2 protein-coding genes are annotated in these 1,011 nt (G+C 72.7%); both read right to left on the minus strand.

Features of this window, described 5'->3' with window-relative positions; genetic code table 11:
- On the minus strand, positions 1-450 hold a 450-nt coding region (locus tag AC1DOC_RS34970; RefSeq protein WP_478131754.1), incomplete at its 3' end, for an SH3 domain-containing protein.
- An 85-nt stretch (positions 451-535) separates the two neighbouring features.
- On the minus strand, positions 536-1,011 hold a 476-nt coding region (locus AC1DOC_RS34975), incomplete at its 5' end, for a homocysteine S-methyltransferase family protein (RefSeq protein WP_478131755.1).

The following is a 1,011-nucleotide window of genomic DNA, read 5'->3' on the forward strand; positions in this document are numbered from 1 at the left end:
CACCGGCGGCGGGGGACGCCAGCCGGGCATCGGCGGCGGCGGCGGCCGGCCGCCCCACCAGCGGCGCTCGCCGTACCAGGGCCGGTCGCGGTAGTAGTCGGCCCAGTAGCTGCCGATCACGAAGGTGACGACGGGCACGCCAATCACCGCGGCGTAGCTGGCCAGCGGCACGCGCCGCTCCTGGTAGGCGTAGTCCAGGCTCCGGGCCCAGACCCAGCCGCGCCCGCCGTCGGGCAGCACCACGTCGCACCAGCTGTAGCCGCCGGTACAGCCGATCACGTCGAGCGGCTGGCCCGGGCCGAGCCGCGCCACCAGCGGATAGTCGCCCGAGGGCCCGGCCCGCAGGTTGACCGCGCCGCGCGTGAAGGCCTGCTGCGCCGCGGCGGCCATCGGCAAGGCGAGCGCAACGGCGCCGATGCCGATCCAGCGCATGGAGAGTTTGTTGTTCATGACGAGGCTTCCTTTGCGCCGCCAGCCTAGGCGGCGGCCCGGATGCCGTCAATCAGCCGGGAGCGCGACCGCCCGGCCGCGCCGGCTACGCTGCTTCGCGGTAGAAGCCGGCGCTGTTGTTCAACAGCCGGCCGGTCATCGGCGCCACGGCCCGGCCGATCGCCGCGATGTGGTCCGGCGTGGTGCCGCAGCAGCCGCCCACGATGTTGACCAGCCCTTCGGCCGCGAACTCGTGCAGCAGCCGCGAGGTGACGTCGGGCGTCTCGTCGAAGCCGGTCTCGCTCATCGGATTGGGCAGGCCCGCGTTCGGATAGCAGCTGATGAAGGTGTCGCCCGCCACCTTGGCCAGTTCCTGGATGTAGGGCCGCATCAGCGCCGCGCCCAGCGCGCAGTTGAGCCCGATGGCCAGCGGCTGCGCATGGCGCACGCTGTGCCAGAACGCGGTGACGGTCTGGCCGCTCAGGATGCGGCCCGAGGCGTCGGTCACGGTGCCGCTGATGATCAGCGGCAGGCGCTGGCCGCTGTTGTCGAAATACTCGTCGACCGCGAACAGCGCGGCCT

The sequence above is a fragment of the Variovorax sp. 01T439_2 genome, assembly GCF_056398445.1.